We start from the raw sequence: 17314 nt of genomic DNA, 5'->3' as shown, positions 1-17314 counted from the left end.
AAGCCGGGCGTGCGGGGCGATGTACGGGCGGCAGGATGGGCGCATGAAGCTCACCAAGTACGGACATGCCTGCGTACGGCTGGAGAAGGATTCGCGGGCACTGGTCATCGACCCCGGAATGATCATGCCGGACCCCGCCGCCCTGGCCGGGGCGGAGGCGGTGCTGGTCACGCACGAGCACTGGGATCACTTCGACGCCGACCGGTTGCGGGCGGCGGCCGAGGAGAAGCCGGACCTCGTCATCTACACCTGTGAGGCCGTGGCGCGGAAGCTGCCGCGGCTCGCCGAGCGGGTGCAGGTGGTGCGGGACGGTGATGTGGTGAAGGCGGCCGGGTTCGAGGTGGCGGTCGTGGGGGAGCGGCACCATGTGAGCCACCCCGACGTGCCGCCGGTGGGCAACGTGGGGTTCCTGGTCGACGGGGAGGTGTTCCATCCGGGTGACGCGCTCACCGTGGTGGACGCGCCGACGTTGCTGGTGCCGGGGCAGGCGCCGTGGATGACGGTGCCCGACCTGATCGGCGTCCTGCGGACGATGCGGCCGCGCAGGGCGTTCGCGGTGCATGACGGGCTGCTCAACGAGTGGGGGCTGAAGGTGCTCGACGGCGTGCTGGAGAGCGAGCGGGACGGCCTGGGCGCGGACATCCGGCGCCTGCCCGTGGGCGGCACCGTGGACCTCTGACGCCCCCGCCCCCGTCCCCGGCCGCAGCGTGACCCGGTCCAGGCGTGACCCCGGCCTCGCGTACCGGCCTCGCGTACCGGCCTCGCGTACCGGCCTCGCGTACCGGCCTCGCGTACCGGCCTCGCGTACCGGCCTCGCGTACCGGCCTCACACCCCGGCCTCACACCCAGGCCGGGGGGAAGCCGGGTGCGGGGGTGGGCTCGCTCAGGGGTGGGCTCGGGTCAGGGTGACCAGGGCGTCGGCCAGGAGGGTGGCCTGGCGTTCGCAGGCGGCCGGGTCGCCTGTCTCGGCGTACTCGAAGACCAGCCCGTCCATCCGGTGGATGAGGAAGCGCGTCAGCTCCCCGGTGGGCACGGCGGGCCGGACGCCGTCGGCGTCGGCGGCGGCGTCCAGGGCGGACCGGATGAGGTCGCCGCCGAGCGGCCCGTTGACGGCCTCCCACACGTCCTGGGAGCCGGGCAGCACGCTGTCCTTGTTGCGGATGACCCACATGGTCAGCTCCATGAGGGCCAGGTGCAGGCCGGGGTGGTCGCGGATCCACCGCCAGTAGGTGGCGACGAGGGCGCGCAGGGTGGCCTCCAGCCCGGCGGCGGGGTCGAGGCCGTCGAAGGCGGCGCGCATGGTGGCGCCGGCGCGTTCCAGGACGAGCATGATGAGCTCGTCCTTGCCCCGGAAGCAGTAGTGGATGGTGGCGCGCGGCGTGCCGGCGCGTTCGGCGATGCGCCGGGTGGTGGCGTGCGCGAGCCCTTCCTCGGCGATCACCTCGATGGCGGCGTCGGCGATGAGCCGGCGCCGCTCCCCGGCCGGCAGGTACGTCATGCGACGAACGTGCGCAGCAGGGAGAAGAACCGTTCGCCCTCGGTGTCGGGGACGAAGTGGCCGGAGCGCCCGAACACCTCCAGCCGGGCCCCGGGCACGCCGGCGGCGATCTCCTGGGCGGTGTCCAGGGGCGTGATCGGGTCGCGGGAGCCCGCCACGACGAGCGTCGGGCAGCGGATCGCGGCGAGCCGGTCGCGCAGGTCGAAGCGGGCGGTGGACATGAAGCTCATGGTCAGCTCCGGGTTGGGGGTCATGCGGGCCATCGCCTGGATGTCGGCCTCCGAGGGGAAGGCCGGGTCGGGGCTGTAGGCGGGGGCGCAGAGCCGCCCGAAGGCGGCGAACGTCTCCGGCGTGCCCTCGGTGAGGAACGCCTTGGCGGCCAGCGCGGCCTCCTCGCCCGCTTCGGCGCGGAAGCCCTCGACGACGCGGTCCACGTCCCAGCGGGCGACGGTGCTCTGCAGGATCAGTTTGGCGGGGTGGCCGGGGTGGCGGGCGGCGTAGTTCATGGCGACGGCGCCCCCCCAGGACCAGCCGAGGACGATCGGCCTGACGATGCCGAGGGTGTCGCAGAGGGCGCGTACGTCGTCGGCCCACTGGTCGAGGTGCCAGGTCGCCGGGTCGGAGTCCTGGCTGCGGCCGTTGCCGCGCTGGTCGACGTAGACGAGCTGGGCCACGTCGGCGAGCTGCCGGTAGGCGGGCTTGAAGATGGTGTGGTCGTGGCCGGGGCCGCCGTGCAGCAGCACGAGCGTGGGCTTCTCCCGCATCGTGCAGCCGTCGGGCTCAAGAGCGGCACCTTCGACGTCGACGTACAGGGTGGTGCCGTTGACCTGGACTCGCATGGGACGAGCTCCTTCCGGAAGCAAATGGGCGCTTGGCCAAGTCTTGCGGCGGCCCGGTGCCCGGACAAGGAAGGTGCTCCCCCCGGGCGGTGGTAGGGCAGGCCCTACCGCCGCCCGGGAGGGAGTGCGGGACGTCTCAGGCGCGGCGGAGCTGGAAGGTGAGCCCCAGGTCGGCGTCGGTGTGCTCGGGCAGGCCGGGCTCGGCGCCCTCGGTGACCGAGGCGGCCAGCACCTCGTCGGCGACCGAGCCGCCGCCCGAGCGCAGCGCCTGCGCCAGGTCGGGGCCCGAGGCCGTCCACCACAGGTCGATGCGGTCGGTGATGGACAGGCCGCTCGACTTGCGCGCGTCCTGCACCAGGCGGATGACCTCGCGCAGCAGCCCGGCGCGGCGCAGCTCGTCGGTCAGCTCCAGGTCGAGCGCGACCGTCTCGCCGGTGCCGGTGTCGACGGCGCCGGTCTCCACCGCCCAGCCGGAGCGCGGCTGCTCGGTGACGATGACCTCGTCCGGTCCGAGCTCGACCTGGCCGAGCTCGCCCGCGTCCACGGTCACCGCGGCGCCGGAGCGCAGCCCTCGGGCCAGCGCGGTGGCGTCGGCGGCGGCCACGGCGGCGGCCACGAGCTTGGTCTGCGACCCGAACCGCTTGCCGAGCGCCCGGAAGTTCGGCTTGACCGTGTAGGAGACGAGATCGGCGCTGAAGCCGGACATGTCCTCCAGGGCCTGGACGTTCAGCTCGTCGGCGACCAGGTCGCGCAGCTCGCCCGGCAGCGACGGCCAGCCCTGTGCGCCGACGAGGGCGCGGCCGAGCGGCTGACGGGTCTTGACGCCGGAGGAGGCGCGGGCCGAGCGGCCCAGCTCCACCAGCCGCCGCACCAGCGCCATCCGCTCCGACAGCGCCGGGTCGAGCAGGTCCTCGCGCACGGCCGGCCAGGAGGCCAGGTGCACCGAGGAGGGCGCGTCCTCGCCGCGCAGCACGTCCCACAGGTAGTCGGTGACGAACGGCGTCATCGGCGCCATCAGCCGCGTGACCGTCTCCAGGCACTCGTACAGGGTGGCGAACGCCTCCCGCGACCCCTGCCAGAACCGGCGGCGCGAGCGGCGCACGTACCAGTTGGACAGGTCGTCGAGGAACTCGGCCAGCCTGCGCCCGGCCCGCTGGGTGTCGTACTCGTCCAGCGCCGCCGTGACCTCGGCCACCGTGCGGTGCAGCTCGGCCAGCGCCCACCGGTCGAGCAGCGGGCGCTCGGCGGCCGGCGGGGCGTCGGCGAGCATGGCGGGCGACCACGACTCGGCGTTGGCGTACAGGGTGAAGAACGAGGCGGTGTTCCAGTAGGTCAGCAGGACCTTGCGGACGATCTCCTCCAGCGCGTTGTGGCCGACCCGGCGGGCCGCCCACGGCGAGCCGGAGCAGGCCATGAACCAGCGCAGCGCGTCGGCGCCGTGCTGGTCCATCAGCGGCATCGGCTCCAGGATGTTGCCCAGGTGCTTGCTCATCTTGCGCCCGTCCTCGGCCAGGATGAGCCCCAGGCAGAGCACGTTCTCGTACGAGGACTGCCCGAACACCAGCGTGCCCACGGCCATCAGCGAGTAGAACCAGCCGCGCGTCTGGTCGGTGGCCTCGCAGATGAACTGCGCCGGGTAGACGCCCTCGGGCTTGCCGGGGCGGCCCCACTGGGCGAACGGCATCGAGCCGGAGTCGTACCAGGCGTCGATGACGTCGGGCACCCGGCGGGCCTCGGCCGAGCACGTCGGGCAGGGGAAGGCCACGTCGTCGACGAACGGCCGGTGCGGGTCGAGGGCCGACAGGTCCTGCCCGGCCAGCTCGCCCAGCTCGGCCAGCGAGCCGACGCAGGTCACGTGGCTCTCGTCGGCGGAGCACACCCACAGCGGCAGCGGCGTGCCCCAGTAGCGCGAGCGCGACAGCGCCCAGTCGACGTTGTTGCGCAGCCACTCGCCGAAGCGGCCCCACTTGACCGTGTCGGGGTACCAGTTGGTGCGGGCGTTCTCGGCCAGCATCTGGTCCTTGACCGCGGTGGTGCGGATGTACCACGACGGGAGCGCGTAGTAGAGCAGCGGCGTGTGGCAGCGCCAGCAGTGCGGGTAGCTGTGGTCGAAGTGGCCGCCGCGGAACAGCAGCCCGCGCCCGCGCAGGTCGTCGGTCAGCCGCTCGTCGGCGTCCTTGAAGAACACGCCGCCGACCATCGGCACGTCGTCCAGGAAGCGCCCGTCGGGGCCGATCGGGTTGACGACCGGCATGTCGTAGCGCTTGATGACGGCCATGTCGTCGGCGCCGAAGGCGGGCGCCTGGTGGACCAGGCCGGTGCCGTCCTCGACGGTGACGTAGTCGCCGAGCACCACGTAGTGGGCGTCGGGGATGTCGACCAGCTCGAACGGCCGCTCGTACGTGGTGCGCTCCAGCTCGCGGCCGGTGAAGCGGGCCAGCTCCGTGGCGTCCTCGCCGAGCACGGCGGTCAGCAGCGGCTCGGCCACGACCAGGACCTCGCCGTCGGCGGTGCGGGCGGCGACGTACGTGACGTCGGGGTGCACGGCGACGGCGGTGTTGGACACCAGCGTCCACGGCGTGGTGGTCCAGATCAGCAGCGAGGCGCCCAGCTCGGCCAGCGGGCCGGAGGTCGCGGGCATGCGGACGTAGACCGACGGGCTGGTGACGGTCTCGTAGCCGCCGGGCTGGCCCAGCTCGTGGTCGGACAGGCCGGTGCCGCAGCGCGGGCAGTAGGGCGTGATGCGGAAGTCGCGGAACAGCAGGCCCTTGTCGAAGACGACCTTGAGCGACCACCACACGGCCTCGACGTAGGCCGGGTCCATGGTCCGGTAGGCCGTCGACAGGTCGATCCAGTAGCCCATCCGCTCGGTGAGCTGCTCGAACGCGTCGACGTGGCGCAGCACGGACTCGCGGCACTTGGCGTTGAACTCGGCGATGCCGTAGGCCTCGATGTCGCGCTTGCCGGACAGGCCGAGCTCTTTCTCGATGCCGACCTCGACGGGCAGGCCGTGGCAGTCCCAGCCGGCCTTGCGGGGGACGCTGAAGCCGCGCATCGACTTGTAGCGCGGGAACAGGTCCTTGAACACGCGCGCCTCGACGTGGTGCACGCCGGGCAGGCCGTTGGCGGTGGGCGGGCCCTCGTAGAAGACCCAGGACGGGTTGCCCTCGTTCTGCTGGATCGAGCGCTCGAAGATCTTCCCGTCCCGCCAGCGGTCCAGGACCTCGCGCTCGAGCGCGGGCAGGTCGACCTGCGCGGGAAGAGAGCGGAATGATGGCGAAGACATTTCGGGTGGGACCTCCACGCGTCGACTGGACGGACCGGCGTGAAGGGACGAAGCCGCACGGGCTCCGCGGTACCACCCTTCTTGGCCCCTGAGGGGCCCTCTTCGTTTGGCTGCTGCCGGGTCTAGTGAGCTCGAGGCGAGCCGTTCTTCCGGCGGCTCCGGGGTGATATCCCTCACACGAGGGCCCCATCAACGCCTTGCAGCTTCACACCTTAACGCAGAGCGGAGGCCGGTCGCTTCCGCCTTTCCCCGTGCCGGGGAAGTGCCTGCAAGCGACAAAGTTGTGGGAATGGAGTCCACTGAGCAGGAGTGAGAACTGCGGGGCGGGATAGTACGGCAGAGGTAAACCGTCCGGCGGGTCGTTTGCCGTTCCGTTATCGGAGACCTAAGCTGCCCGCACCATTCACGGCCTTGATCAGCATGGAGGCAGCCATGGTGGCAGTCACGCAGACCACCGCAACACCGTCGATGTGGTCGAAACAGGAGCTGGCCGAGGTACGCGGCAGTCTGCAGACGGAGATCGACGAGCTCAACGCCGACATCCGCCGCCACGAGACGGAGATCGCCTCGGGTGACGTCACCCAGGGAGCGGGCGACGACCAGGCGGACGCCGGCGCCAAGACGTACGAGCGGGAACGCGAGATCGCCCTTACCCTGAATGCACGCGACCTGGTCGCGCAGAACGAACGTGCGATCGCCAGGATCGACGCAGGGACCTATGGAGTGTGCGAATCGTGCCACAAGCCGATCGGCAAGGAACGCCTTCAGGCGTTCCCGAGGGCGACGCTGTGCGTGGCCTGCAAGCAGAAGGAGGAACGCCGGTAGCAGGCGGGCGCCGGGGCCGCCTGATCGCGGTCCTGGCCTGCCTGGCGGCCGTCCTGTACGTGTCCGACCTCGTCACCAAGACGGTGGTGCTGCGGACGCTGGAGGGCGAGCCGCCGCTGGTCGTCATCCCGGGAGTCCTGCAGTTCCGGGTGATCTTCAACTCCGGGGCCGCCTTCAGCATCGGCACCGGGATGACGTTCGTCTTCACCTTCATCGCCGCCGGCGTGGTCGTCGCGATCATCCGCACGGCGCGCAAGCTCCGCAGCATGCCCTGGGCGATCACGCTCGGGCTGCTGCTGGGCGGCGCGCTCGGCAACCTCACCGACCGGCTGTTGCGCTACCCTTCCGGTTTCGGCAGGTCCACCCAGTTCCAGGGGCACGTGGTCGACTTCGTCGAGGTGCTGCCCGGTAACTTCCCGGTGATCGACTACTTCCCGGTGTTCAACGTCGCCGACTCGGCGATCGTGTGCGGCGGCATCGTGGCGGTCGTCCTGGCCTGGCGTGGCTACCAGATCGACGGAACGAGGGAGGGCAAGAGTGGCCGAGCAGCGTAGTCTGCCCGTGCCCGACGGGCTGGAGGGCGAGCGGCTCGACGCCGCGCTCTCCCGGCTGTTCGGATTCTCGCGCACCCGCGCGGCCGAGCTCATCGGCGCCGGGGAGGTCATGGTCGACGGCCGCGAGCCGGCCAAGTCCGACCGGGTCCACGCCGGAGCCTGGCTGGAGGTGACGCTGCCGCCTCCGGTGGCGACCCCGATGCCGGTGGCCGAGCCCGTCCCCGGCATGACGATCGTGTACGAGGACGACGACATCGTCGTGGTCAACAAGCCGATCGGCGTCGCCGCCCACCCGACCGTCGGCTGGACCGGCCCGACCGTGATCGGCGGCCTGCTCGGCGCCGGCCACACGATCGCCACCAGCGGCGCGGCCGAGCGGCAGGGCATCGTGCACCGCCTCGACGCCAACACCACCGGCGCGATGGCCGTGGCCAAGAGCGAGCACGCCTACTCCTTCCTCAAGCGCGCCTTCAAGGAGCGCACCGTCGACAAGCGCTACCACGCGCTGGTCCAGGGGCATCCCGACCCGTTCCGGGGCACCGTCGACGCGCCGATCGACCGCCACCCCTCGGGTGACGGCAGGTTCGCGGTGGTGGCGGGCGGCAAGCCGTCCATCACCCACTACGACACGATCGAGGCGTTCCGGGCGGCCTCGCTGCTCGACATCAAGCTGGAGACCGGCCGCACCCACCAGATCCGGGTGCACATGTCCGCGCTGCGGCACCCGTGCGTCGGCGACCTCATGTACGGCGCCGACCCGACGATCGCCGCCCGGCTGGGCGTCACCCGGCAGTGGCTGCACGCTGTGTCGCTCGGGTTCGAGCACCCCTCCACCGGCGAGTGGATGTCGTTCACCACCGACTACCCGGACGACCTGCGCCACGCGCTCGACGTCGTGCGCGCCGAGTCGTAGCCGGTCAGCAGCCGGTCAGGTCTTCTCCGCCTTTTTCGCGTTCTTGGCGGACTTCGCTGAGTTGCCGGAGCTGTCGGAGTTGCCGGGCTTCTCGGGCGGGGCCTGCGCCTGGTCGCCGCCGTCCGGCTCCGGGTCCACCTGTCCCGGCTTGGTCGGCGACGGGCCGTCCGGCTCGTCCGTGCCCTCGGGGTTCTCCGGCTCCTGGGGGTCGGCGGAGTCGCTGGGCTTGGGGGACTTCGTGGGCTTCGGGTCGGGCTTGCGGTCCGACGGGCGGTCCGACGGTCTCGCCTGCTTGCCGGTCTCCTCGTTGCGCGGTGTCGCGTACGTGGGGTCGGAGCCGGTGGGCGGCAGGCCGGAGCGCGGGGACGACGACGGCGTGTCGGCGGGGGAGGAGGGCTCGGCGGGCCCGGCGGAGCTGGGCGTGCTCACCACGGCCGGCACGGCGGGCGGTCTGGCCGTCTCCGGCGGCCGGTTCGACCACCACGCCCACCCGCCCGTCACCAGCGCCACCAGCAGCGACCCGACGCCCAGCGCGAGCAGCGGCGGCCGGGTACGGCCCGGCGGCGGCTCGGCCTGCGGCGCCGGGACCGGCACCGGGACGGGCCCCGTCGGCTCCGGCGGGCTGCCCGCGATGATCGCCGTCAGCCGCGCCTCCGCCTCCTCCAGCGACATCCGCTCCGCCGGGTCCTTGCGCAGCAGCCCGAGCAGCACCGGGGCCAGCACCCCCGCCCGCGCCAGCGGAGCCGGTTCGGCGTGCATGACCGCGCCCAGCGTGGCCAGCGCGTTCGAGCGGTGAAAGGGGGAGTGGCCCTCCACCGCGACGTACATCGTCACGCCCAGCGACCACAGGTCCGACTCCGGGCGCGCCTGCCCGCCCGCCGCCCGCTCCGGCGCCATGAACGCCGGCGTGCCGATCAGCATCCCGGTGCGGGTGACCGGGGCCTCGTCCTCGGTGGTCGCGATGCCGAAATCCGTCAGCACCGCCCGGCCGTCCTCGGTCAGCAGCACGTTGTCGGGCTTGACGTCACGGTGCAGCACCCCGGCCGTGTGCGCGGCCCGCAGCGCCTCCAGCAGTTGCAGGCCCAGGTGCGCGGCCTCGGCGGGGGACATCGGGCCGTCGTCGCGCACCAGCTCGCCCAGCGTGCGGGAGCGGACGAGCTGCATCACGATCCATGGGTGCCCGTGCTCCTCCAGCACGTCGTAGACGGCCGCCACGCACGGATGGGCCACCCGCCCGGCCGCCCGCGCCTCGCGGAACGTCCGGGTGGTGAACACCTCGCGTTCCGGCCCTGTCAGCTCGGGGGGCGGGAGGACCTCCTTCAGGGCCACGTCCCTGCCGAGCACCTCGTCGTGCGCCTGCCACACGGTGCCCATGCCGCCACGGCCGATCGTCCGCACCAGCCGGTAGCGGCCCCCAACAATCCCCGCAGAATCGGACATGCGGGGCGCCTACCCGAGAAAGAGCCTGACAACCCCGGTTGTGGCCGCCGCCGCGATCAGCACCACGAGGAACGGCGCCCGCAGCACCAGCGCCACCACCGCCGCCACCAGCCCCGCCGTCCTGGCCAGGTCGAAGGCCAGCGCCCCGTCCGCCGTGAACGTCTGCACGGCGATCAGCGCCGACAGCAGCGCCACCGGCACCAGCTCGGCGAAGCGCCGCACCGCCGGATGGTCCAGCACCTGACGCGGCGCCGCCAGCCCGGCCAGCTTGAGCGCGTAACAGCCCAGGCACACCGCCGCGATCGCCCACCACAGCGTCATCGCGCCATCACCACCAGCACCGCGAACGCCGACAGCAGCACCGGCACCCCCGGCGGCAGGAACGGCGTCGCCAGCAGCGCGATCCCCGCCCCGGCCGCCGCCAGCAGCCGCAGCTCGCCGCTGCCCGCCAGGCGCGGCCACAGGATCGCCAGGAACGTCGCCGGCCCCACCACGTCCAGCCCCAGCATGCCCGGATCGCCCAGCGCCGACGTGCCGAGCGCCCCGGCCAGCGTCGTGATGTTCCACGTCACGTACAGGGTGGCGAACGTCGTCACGAATCCCGTACGGGACGCCTCCGGCGACGGCTGGGCCAGCGCCACGGCCGTCGTCTCGTCGATGACGCCGTGCGCGACCACCAGCCTGCGCGGCCCCCGTACCCCCAGCAGGTCGGCCAGGCGCAGCCCGTACAGCGTGTTGCGGCCGCCCAGCAGCAGCGCCCCCGACGCGGCGGCGACCAGGTCGCCGCCCGCCCCCACCGCGCCCGTGAGCGCGAACTGCGAGGCCCCGGTGAAGGCCAGCAGGCTGAGCACGCACGCCTGCGGCACGCTCAGGCCCGCGGTGATCGCCGCCGCGCCGAAGGCGACGCCCGACAGGCCCACGGCCAGGCCCACCCCCAGGCCGTCCCGGATCGCGGCCGAGCGATATGTCGTTCTTTCCATGTCATACGAGGGTATGGGCAGGTCAGCCGTGTTTCTTGTACGTTCCTGCGGCCCGCTGGTACGCCGCGGGCGGCACGCCCACGATCCGCTTGAAGTGCCGGGTGAGGTGCGCCTGGTCGGTGAAGCCCACGTCGGCGGCCACCCGCGCCGCCGGGATGCCCGACCGCAGCAGCCGGCGCGCCTGCCGCACCCGCAGCGACGTCAGATAGGCGTGCGGCGGCAGCCCCGTCGCCGCCTTGAACGCCCGCAGCAGCGGGAACGGCCTGGCCCCCACCGCTAGCGCCAGGTCCTCCAGCGCCGGCGGGTCCACCAGCCGCTCGCGCAGCACGCCCATCGCCTCCCGCACCGCCCGCAGCCCCTCCGGCGCCAGCGCCACCGCCGGCCGCCCCGCCGCGTGCCGGGTCAGCAGCCCCGCGAACAGCGTCCGCGTCAGCGTCGAGGCCGCCAGCCGGTCGCCCACCTCCGCGGCCCGGTGCGCCGCCGCCAGCGCCGCCGCCATCTCCCGGTCGCCGACCACTTGCTGCGGGAAGTACGGCGTCCCGTACGTCACGCCCAGCTCCGCCGCGACCTCCGCGACCGCCTCCACCGTCGGGTAGAGCATGCGGTACGACCAGCCGTCCTCCACACCCGCCTGCCCGGTGTGCATCGAGTCGGGATTGACCAGCACGATCTCACCGGCCCCCGCCCGGTGCAGCGTGCCCCGGTAGTCGAACTCCTCCACCCCGGACGTGATCACGCCGATCGCGTAACCGTCGTGCACGTGCCGAGAGAAGCGGTGGGTGACGTACCGGGCCTTGAGCAGGTCGACCTCCGGCACCGCCGGATGCCGCCAGAACCGCGCCTGCTCCTTCACCTCGGCACCGGGCGGAACGTGCGCAGGAACGCCTCGACGTAGTGCCGGTCACGCTCCCACCGGGTGTGGGCCGTCTCCCAGTAGAGGGCGAACGGGCGGCCGTCGGCCGTGCGGAAACCCCGGTTCACCACGTGCAGCAGGGCGCCGTCACGCGGCCTGACGAACTCCCAGTCGGCCGCCGGGACCCCCAGGTACGTCAGCGGCCTGATGCCGATCCGCCGGTAGCCGGGGAACTCGCCCTTGTCCCTGATCTCCCGCTCCAGCGCCCGCCAGTGCGCCTCCGGAGTGCTGTGGCGCACCTCGGGCACGGTCCACTCGACGACCATCTTCCCGGCGGTGCCGGGGCCGGACAGGGTGACGCTGTCGCGCGTGGGACTCTTGGCGGCCCGCCAGCCGCGCGGCAGGGCGATGGAGAACCCGCCGGCGGCGTTGCGGTACGTCCGCCACCCGGCGGGCGGGCGCGCGGACCCGGTGGCCGTGGGCTCCCCGGAGTCCGAGGCGGTCGGCTCGGCCGGGCTGCCGGTCGGACTGCTGGTCGGGGCGCCCGTGGGGTCGCCTGCCGGGCTGCCTGTCGGGGTGTCCGTCGGGGTGTCCGCCGAGATGCCGGTCGAGGCGCCGGTCGGCGTGGCCGCGGCGGTGACGTCCGAGCCCGGCGACCTCAGCTCCAGCGCCACCAGCACACCGCCCGCGCCCACGGCCGCCGCCACGATCACGGCCACGCCGATCCCCGCCCACCGCCGGCCCCGGGGCACGTGGACGGTGTCCCCGCCCGGCACACCCCCGGTCGGCGTCCCGCCGCGCTGACCGGCCGTCTCCTCGCGCCACGCCCCTCCCTGAGCGGGCGTCCCACCATGACCGGCCGCGCCGCCCTGGGTGGGTGCGCGGTGCTGGGAGGGTGCGCCGCCCTGAAGGGGCGCGCCACTCCAGGAGGACGCGCCGCCAGGGGCAGGTGAGCCGCCCTGGGAGGACCAGCCGCCCTGGGAGGACCCGCCGCCGTGGGCGAGCACGCCGCCCTCGCTGGGCGTGCCGTCATAGGCGGGCGCGCCCCCATGCGGGGGCGGGCCTGCCGGGGAGGGCGGGACCCCCGGGTTCGCCCCTCCGGCCGGTTGCCCGGGGACGGGGCTCGGGTGGGGAGGCTGGGCGGCGATCGACTCCAGGAGCCGGGCCGCCTCGGCGGCGGGCATGCGCGTGGCCGGGTCGCGGGACAGCAGCCCGGTGATGACCGGCGCGAGGGGCCCGGCGTGGGCCGGCGGCACCAGCGGGTCGCGCAGGATCGCCGCCACGGTGGCCGCCCACGTGTCGCGCCGGTACGGCGGCGCGCCCTCCACCGCCGCGTACAGCGTCGCCCCCAGCGACCACAGGTCCGACTCGGGCCGCGCGGCCTCGCCGTTGAGGCGCTCCGGCGGCATGTACGCGGGCGTGCCCACCAGCCCGCCGGTCGCGGTCAGCCCGGCGTCGGTCTCCACGGCGGCGATGCCGAAGTCGGTCAGCACCACCCGGCCGCCGTCGGCCAGCAGCACGTTCTCGGGCTTGACGTCGCGGTGCAGCACCCCGGTGGCGTGCGCGGCACGCAGCGCGTCGAGGACGCGGGCGCCGATCGCCGCCACCCGCGCCGCCGGCAGCGGCCCGCCGTCGCGGATCGTCTCGGCGAGCGAGCGGGAGCGGACGAGCTGCATGACGATCCACGGCCGCCCGTCCTCCTCGACGACGTCGTGGACGACGACCACCGAGGGGTGGTCGAGCCGCCCCGCCGCCCGCGCCTCCCGGATGGTGCGCCGGTTGAGCGCGGCCCGCTGGGCGTCGCCGACGCCCGTGTAGCGGACCTCCTTGATCGCGACCGTGCGGTCGAGGAGCTGGTCGTGGGCGCGCCAGACCACGCCCATCCCGCCCTCGCCGATGGGCTCGATGAGGCGGTAGCGGTTGCCGACCTGCCTGTCCATCGCCCGCAGCCTACTGGTCGGGTTTGAACGTCGCGCAGAACGTCTCGAAGAAGTGGTAGTCCTTCTTCCAGCGGCTGTTGAGGTTGTGCCAGTAGATCGCGTAGCCGCGGCCGTTCTCGGTGACGAAGCCGCGGTTGCGGACCCGGGTCAGGCCCGTGTTGGTGCGCCAGGTGAAGTCCCAGTCGGCGGCGGCCTTCTGGTAGTCGACCTTCTTGATGCCGATGAGCTTGTAGCCGCCGAAGCCGTAGCGGGCCGTCTTCTCCTGCTTCTTCCAGTCCTTGTACGGGTCGGAGCCCGGGTTGGAGGCCCGGTCGACGGACACGAAGGCGTTGGACGCGGCGCCGGGGCCGCGGAAGAAGACCTGGTTGCCCTCGCGCTTGAACTCCTCCCAGCCCTTGGGCAGCGCCATGGTGAAGTCGAGCTTCTTGTCCTTGTAGAGCTTCCAGCCGTCGGGCAGGGCGGAGGCGGGGTCCTCCTCCTTCTCCGCGGTCTCGGACGGGGTGGGGGCGGTGCTCGGCGGCTCGGACGACGGCTGCGCCGGCGATCCGGTGCCGCCGGGCGTGGCGGCGGTGCTCGCGGCGGCCGTCTGCTGCTCCTCCGGCGTGTCGCCGGCGGTGGAACGCAGGCCGAGATAGCCGCCTACGGCCGCGATCAGCACGACGGCGACGACGGCGACGACCACGGGCACGGCCTGCCGTTTGCCGTCGCCGCTCAGCCGCGTCGGGTCGCCGGTCACCGGGTCGGCGGTCGCGGGCCCGAACCGGTCGGCGGCCTCGGCGAACAGCGACTCGCTCTCCGGGCGGCGCTCCTCGACCTCGCGCGGGGCGCGGCCGGCGCCGCCCGCCTCGGGGAAGCCGCCGTCGCGGTCCTCGTGGCGGGCGCGGGTCTCGGCTGCGCGGGGGCCGCCCTGGGGGCGGTTCGCGCCGGGCTCGGGGAAGCGCGCCCCGGTCTCGGCGAAGGGCGCGGGACGGGACGGCCGCGCGGGCGGGACGGGCTGCGCGGGCCGGACGGGCGCCAGGTTCGGGTCCGTCGGCATGTCGTCCTCGATCGCGGGCTGAACCCGCGTCGCCGGCTGCACCCGGGTGGGCGGCTGCACCCGCGTGGGCGGGTCGGCGCGGGGGACCGCCCGGGGCTCGCCGCCGCCGGACTGGCTGATCCGCCGCAGCATCCGCGCGGTCTCCTCGTACGTGAGCCGCTGCACCGGCTCCTTGGCCAGCAGGCCCGCGATCACCGGCGCCAGCGGCCCCGCGTGCGGGGCGGGGTCGGGCTCGTCGGTGAGCACCGCGTGCATGGTGGCCAGGGCCATCCCGCGCTCGTGCGGGGAGCGTCCCTCCACGGCGGTGTAGAGCGTCGCGCCGAGCGCCCACAGGTCGGACTCGCGCCGCGCGGGCAGGCCCTTGAGCCGCTCCGGCGCGATGAACGCCGGGGTGCCCGCCAGGCCGGTCACGGTCAGCTGCGTCTCGGTCTCCAGCGTGGCGATGCCGAAGTCGGTCAGCACCACCCGGCCGTCGTCGGCCAGCAACACGTTCTCGGGTTTCACGTCGCGGTGGAGCACGCCGGACTCGTGCGCGCGGTGCAGGGCGTCGAGCACCGCCAGGCCGATCTCCGCCACGCGGGCGGGGGGCAGCGGCCCGTCCTGCTTGATCACCGTGCCGAGCGAGCGCGACTGGACGAGCTGCATGACGATCCAGGGCCGGCCGTCCTCCTCGATCACGTCGTGCACGACGATCACGTTCGGATGCTCGAACCTGGCGGCGGCGCGCGCCTCGCGCATCGTCCGCCGGTTCAGCAGTTGCACCTCGTCACCCAGGGCGGCGGCGTACCTGACTTCCTTGACAGCGACGGTGCGGTCAAGGAGCTCGTCATGGGCGCGCCACACGATGCCCATGCCGCCCTTGCCGATGGGCTCCTGCAGGTGGTACCGGCCGGCGATGCGGCGTCCGTCCTGCTTGCGATCCGACATCAACGGCCTCAAACCCTCCCTCTCGGCCAAGAAATACTCCCATAGGCACGGATCAACGGCGACTCGCCGGAAGGCCAGTCCACCATTCGGGAACGATGTCCCGGCAGGTGGATGACGGGTGTAAGGTTCAGACATGACTTGTCGCTACGCGTTTACCGAGCCGGCTCCGGGAGGGCCGGTCGTCAGCTAGCGACCACCTGGAGTCGGCACAAGGCAGAGACGCCGCGTCTCTGCCTTTTTGGTTTTTCCGCCGGTTCCAGGAGAGCCGGCCGATTGGGGAGCCGAGATGTCATCGACCTTGGAACGACACGTGGTCGCGCTGGGCGGGCTGCGGGTGGGCGAGGGCCCCGCCGTGGTGATCAGCGACCGGGTGAGCCTGCGTGAGCGCGGCGGGCGCGGCGCGGACGCCGCCGAACGGCTGCGCGACGGGGTGACGCTGGCCGAGCCCGCCGGCGCCGCCGACCTGCCGGCGATCGCGGCGCGGGCCCGGGGCGTGGTGATCGGGTCGGCGTGGACGCGCGACATCCCGCTGATCCGGGCGGTGGCCGCGCTGGGGCTGCCGGTCGTGGTGGAGCGCCGCCCGTCGGCGACGCTGGAGGAGTGGCTGGGGGTGGCCGCTTACGTGGCCGCCGAGGGCAATGACCAGGTCATCCTGTGCGAGAGCGCCGACCTGGGGCTGATGCGTGCCGCCCGGGAGGCGTCCGGCCTCCCGGTGCTCGCCGACTTGTCCGGAAACATCAGCACGAGCCCCGACCCTGCTCCGGGCGGCGGCGCGCAGGGCGTGCGGCTCGGCGCGGAGCTGAGCGCGGCGGCCGTGGCGGCGGGGGCCGACGGGCTCGTCGTCGGCGGCTCCGCCGAGGAGCGCGCCCTGGCCGAGGAGGCCGTGACGCTCGTCGGCGCGCTGCTGCGCCCCGAGGCGCCCGGCACGCTCGCCGACTGCCGCCAGGCCATCGACCGGGTCGACGCCGCGCTGGCCACCCTCCTGGAGCGCCGCGCCGAGCTGGCGGGCATCGTGCAGCGCCTCAAGCCGGTCGGCGGCTTCGCCGGCCGCGACCCGGCCCGCGAGCGCGCCCTGGTGGCCCGGATGGCGCAGCGCGCCCCGGAGCTCGGCGAGGCCCGCCTGGCCCCCGTCATGAACGCCGTCATCGAAGCCGGACTCCACCTCGCCGAAGAGCGCGCCCGCCGGTGACCGCCCCGGGCGGGGTCAGGGGGTGGCGAGGCGGAAGTTGTTCATCGGGCGGCCGGGCCCGGCGGCGATGCGCTCGTTGACCAGCTCGGCGAAGCGGCGGTAGCCGTCGGCGGTGGGATGGAAGCTGCGCGCGTTGACGGTCAGCTCGCCGAGGTCCACGACCAGCCCGTTCAGGTACGGGTGCGGCTGCCCCACCTCGTGCCCGTCGAAGGCGTCGTAGGCGTCCACGTACTCGACGCTCCCCGGCGCGCCGAACGCGGTGATCAGCTGCTCGAACTCCCGCGCCACCGCCCCCACGGCGTCGTTGAGCAGGCGGGTGACGCCGTTGAGCCAGCGCTGGTCGGCGGCGGAGAGGTTGGTGACGGTCTTCGACGGCGCGGCGGGGAACGGCCTCGGGTAGCCGAGCACGATCACCCGCGCCTCGGGCGCCCGCGCCCGGATCCCGGCCAGCACCTGGCGCAGCCGGGGCCGCAGCTCGTCGATGCGCTGCCGCACCCGGGCGTCCTGGTCGACGCAGGCCGACGACCACGGCAGCTTGGCGATGCACTCGGTGAGCACGGGGGCGAACCCGGCGTCGTTGCCGCCGATGCTCAGCGTCACCAGGCTCGTCCCGGCGCTGACGCGGCTGACCTGGGGCGCGTGGCCGTGCTGGCCGCGCAGGAGCTGGCCGGCGGTGGCGCCGCTGCACGCCCAGAAGCCCGCCTCGCCGCCGAACGCGTGCGCGCCCGCGACCTGCGGCGCGTAGGAGCCCTCGGAGCGGTGGCAGCGCGCCGCGCCCTCACCGGCGGGCGCCCCCGCGCCGTCGTAGACGCCCTCGCCGGAGGAGTAGGAGTCGCCGAGCGCCACGTAGCCGCCGCTCAGCGCCACCTCCACGGGCGTCAGCCGGGTCAGCTCCGGCAGCCGCCCGCGCGGCTCGGCCGGGGCGCAGCCGACGTCGAGGACGGCGCAGCCGAGCATGGTGTGCAGCCCGAGCGGCACCACCGACAGCGCCAGCGCCGCGCCCGCCACCACGGCCACACCGATCCGGGCGGCCA

Annotated in this window: 15 protein-coding genes; 5 read left to right on the top strand and 10 right to left on the bottom strand. The window is 73.8% G+C overall.

Translation table 11 applies throughout. The annotated features are described in order from the left end of the window. Positions 1-43 precede the first annotated feature (43 nt). Positions 44-679, top strand: a complete 636-nt coding sequence (locus AB0J53_RS15245) for an MBL fold metallo-hydrolase (RefSeq protein ID WP_364172268.1) — start codon at positions 44-46, stop codon at positions 677-679. A gap of 204 nt (positions 680-883) precedes the next feature. Here AB0J53_RS15245 and AB0J53_RS15240 read toward each other — a convergent pair whose 3' ends face one another. The 3 genes from AB0J53_RS15240 to ileS form a co-directional block, all read right to left on the bottom strand. Beyond that, positions 884-1498, bottom strand: coding sequence for a TetR/AcrR family transcriptional regulator (locus tag AB0J53_RS15240; protein WP_364172266.1), 615 nt, complete (start codon positions 1496-1498; stop codon positions 884-886). Continuing rightward, positions 1495-2337: an alpha/beta hydrolase gene (locus tag AB0J53_RS15235; RefSeq protein ID WP_364172264.1), complete on the bottom strand. Its 843-nt coding sequence runs from the start codon at positions 2335-2337 to the stop codon at positions 1495-1497. Before AB0J53_RS15235 ends, AB0J53_RS15240 begins: the two co-directional genes overlap by 4 nt. A 136-nt stretch (positions 2338-2473) precedes the next feature. Continuing rightward, on the bottom strand, positions 2474-5623 hold the full coding sequence (gene ileS, locus AB0J53_RS15230) for an isoleucine--tRNA ligase (protein WP_364172262.1): 3150 nt from the start codon (positions 5621-5623) through the stop codon (positions 2474-2476). A gap of 420 nt (positions 5624-6043) precedes the next feature. On the opposite strand from ileS, the gene AB0J53_RS15225 reads away from it, so the two are divergent. The 3 genes from AB0J53_RS15225 to AB0J53_RS15215 are packed head-to-tail and all read left to right on the top strand — an operon-like array spanning position 6044 to position 7915. Next, positions 6044-6448, top strand: a complete 405-nt coding sequence (locus AB0J53_RS15225; RefSeq protein WP_246644367.1) for a TraR/DksA C4-type zinc finger protein — start codon at positions 6044-6046, stop codon at positions 6446-6448. Beyond that, positions 6412-7002 carry a signal peptidase II gene (gene lspA, locus AB0J53_RS15220; protein WP_308125667.1) on the top strand — a complete coding sequence of 197 codons (591 nt, stop codon included), beginning with the start codon at positions 6412-6414 and terminating at the stop codon, positions 7000-7002. The genes AB0J53_RS15225 and lspA overlap by 37 nt, the downstream gene beginning before the upstream one ends. Continuing rightward, positions 6986-7915, top strand: a complete 930-nt coding sequence (locus AB0J53_RS15215; RefSeq protein WP_364172260.1) for an RluA family pseudouridine synthase — start codon at positions 6986-6988, stop codon at positions 7913-7915. The genes lspA and AB0J53_RS15215 overlap by 17 nt, the downstream gene beginning before the upstream one ends. A 15-nt stretch (positions 7916-7930) precedes the next feature. On the opposite strand, the gene AB0J53_RS15210 is transcribed toward AB0J53_RS15215, so the two are convergent. Genes AB0J53_RS15210 through AB0J53_RS15185 form a run of 6 tightly spaced genes read right to left on the bottom strand, consistent with a single transcriptional unit; the run spans position 7931 to position 15091 of the window. Next, a complete protein-coding gene (locus AB0J53_RS15210; RefSeq protein ID WP_364172258.1) occupies positions 7931-9355 on the bottom strand; it encodes a protein kinase in 1425 nt (474 codons plus the stop codon). 9 nt (positions 9356-9364) lie between these two features. Next, complete coding sequence (locus tag AB0J53_RS15205; RefSeq protein WP_219502330.1) at positions 9365-9676, bottom strand: AzlD domain-containing protein; 312 nt, start codon at positions 9674-9676, stop codon at positions 9365-9367. After that, a complete protein-coding gene (locus AB0J53_RS15200) occupies positions 9673-10335 on the bottom strand; it encodes an AzlC family ABC transporter permease (protein WP_364172255.1) in 663 nt (220 codons plus the stop codon). The genes AB0J53_RS15205 and AB0J53_RS15200 overlap by 4 nt, the downstream gene beginning before the upstream one ends. A 22-nt stretch (positions 10336-10357) precedes the next feature. Next, complete coding sequence (locus AB0J53_RS15195; protein ID WP_308125668.1) at positions 10358-11188, bottom strand: AraC family transcriptional regulator; 831 nt, start codon at positions 11186-11188, stop codon at positions 10358-10360. Next, complete coding sequence (locus AB0J53_RS15190; protein ID WP_364172253.1) at positions 11185-13128, bottom strand: protein kinase; 1944 nt, start codon at positions 13126-13128, stop codon at positions 11185-11187. Before AB0J53_RS15190 ends, AB0J53_RS15195 begins: the two co-directional genes overlap by 4 nt. A 10-nt stretch (positions 13129-13138) precedes the next feature. Continuing rightward, complete coding sequence (locus AB0J53_RS15185; protein WP_364172251.1) at positions 13139-15091, bottom strand: protein kinase; 1953 nt, start codon at positions 15089-15091, stop codon at positions 13139-13141. 286 nt (positions 15092-15377) lie between these two features. Here AB0J53_RS15185 and AB0J53_RS15180 point away from each other — a divergent pair, with 286 nt between their 5' ends. Beyond that, positions 15378-16280: a chorismate mutase gene (locus AB0J53_RS15180; protein ID WP_364172249.1), complete on the top strand. Its 903-nt coding sequence runs from the start codon at positions 15378-15380 to the stop codon at positions 16278-16280. A 15-nt stretch (positions 16281-16295) separates the two neighbouring features. Here the strand turns inward: AB0J53_RS15180 and AB0J53_RS15175 are convergent, their stop codons facing one another. Next, positions 16296-17297 carry an SGNH/GDSL hydrolase family protein gene (locus AB0J53_RS15175; protein ID WP_364172247.1) on the bottom strand — a complete coding sequence of 334 codons (1002 nt, stop codon included), beginning with the start codon at positions 17295-17297 and terminating at the stop codon, positions 16296-16298. Positions 17298-17314 lie beyond the last annotated feature (17 nt).

The sequence above is a fragment of the Nonomuraea sp. NPDC049725 genome, assembly GCF_040674795.1.
Classification (GTDB): domain Bacteria; phylum Actinomycetota; class Actinomycetes; order Streptosporangiales; family Streptosporangiaceae; genus Nonomuraea; species Nonomuraea ceibae.
This window is presented reverse-complemented; position numbering and strand designations above follow the sequence as displayed.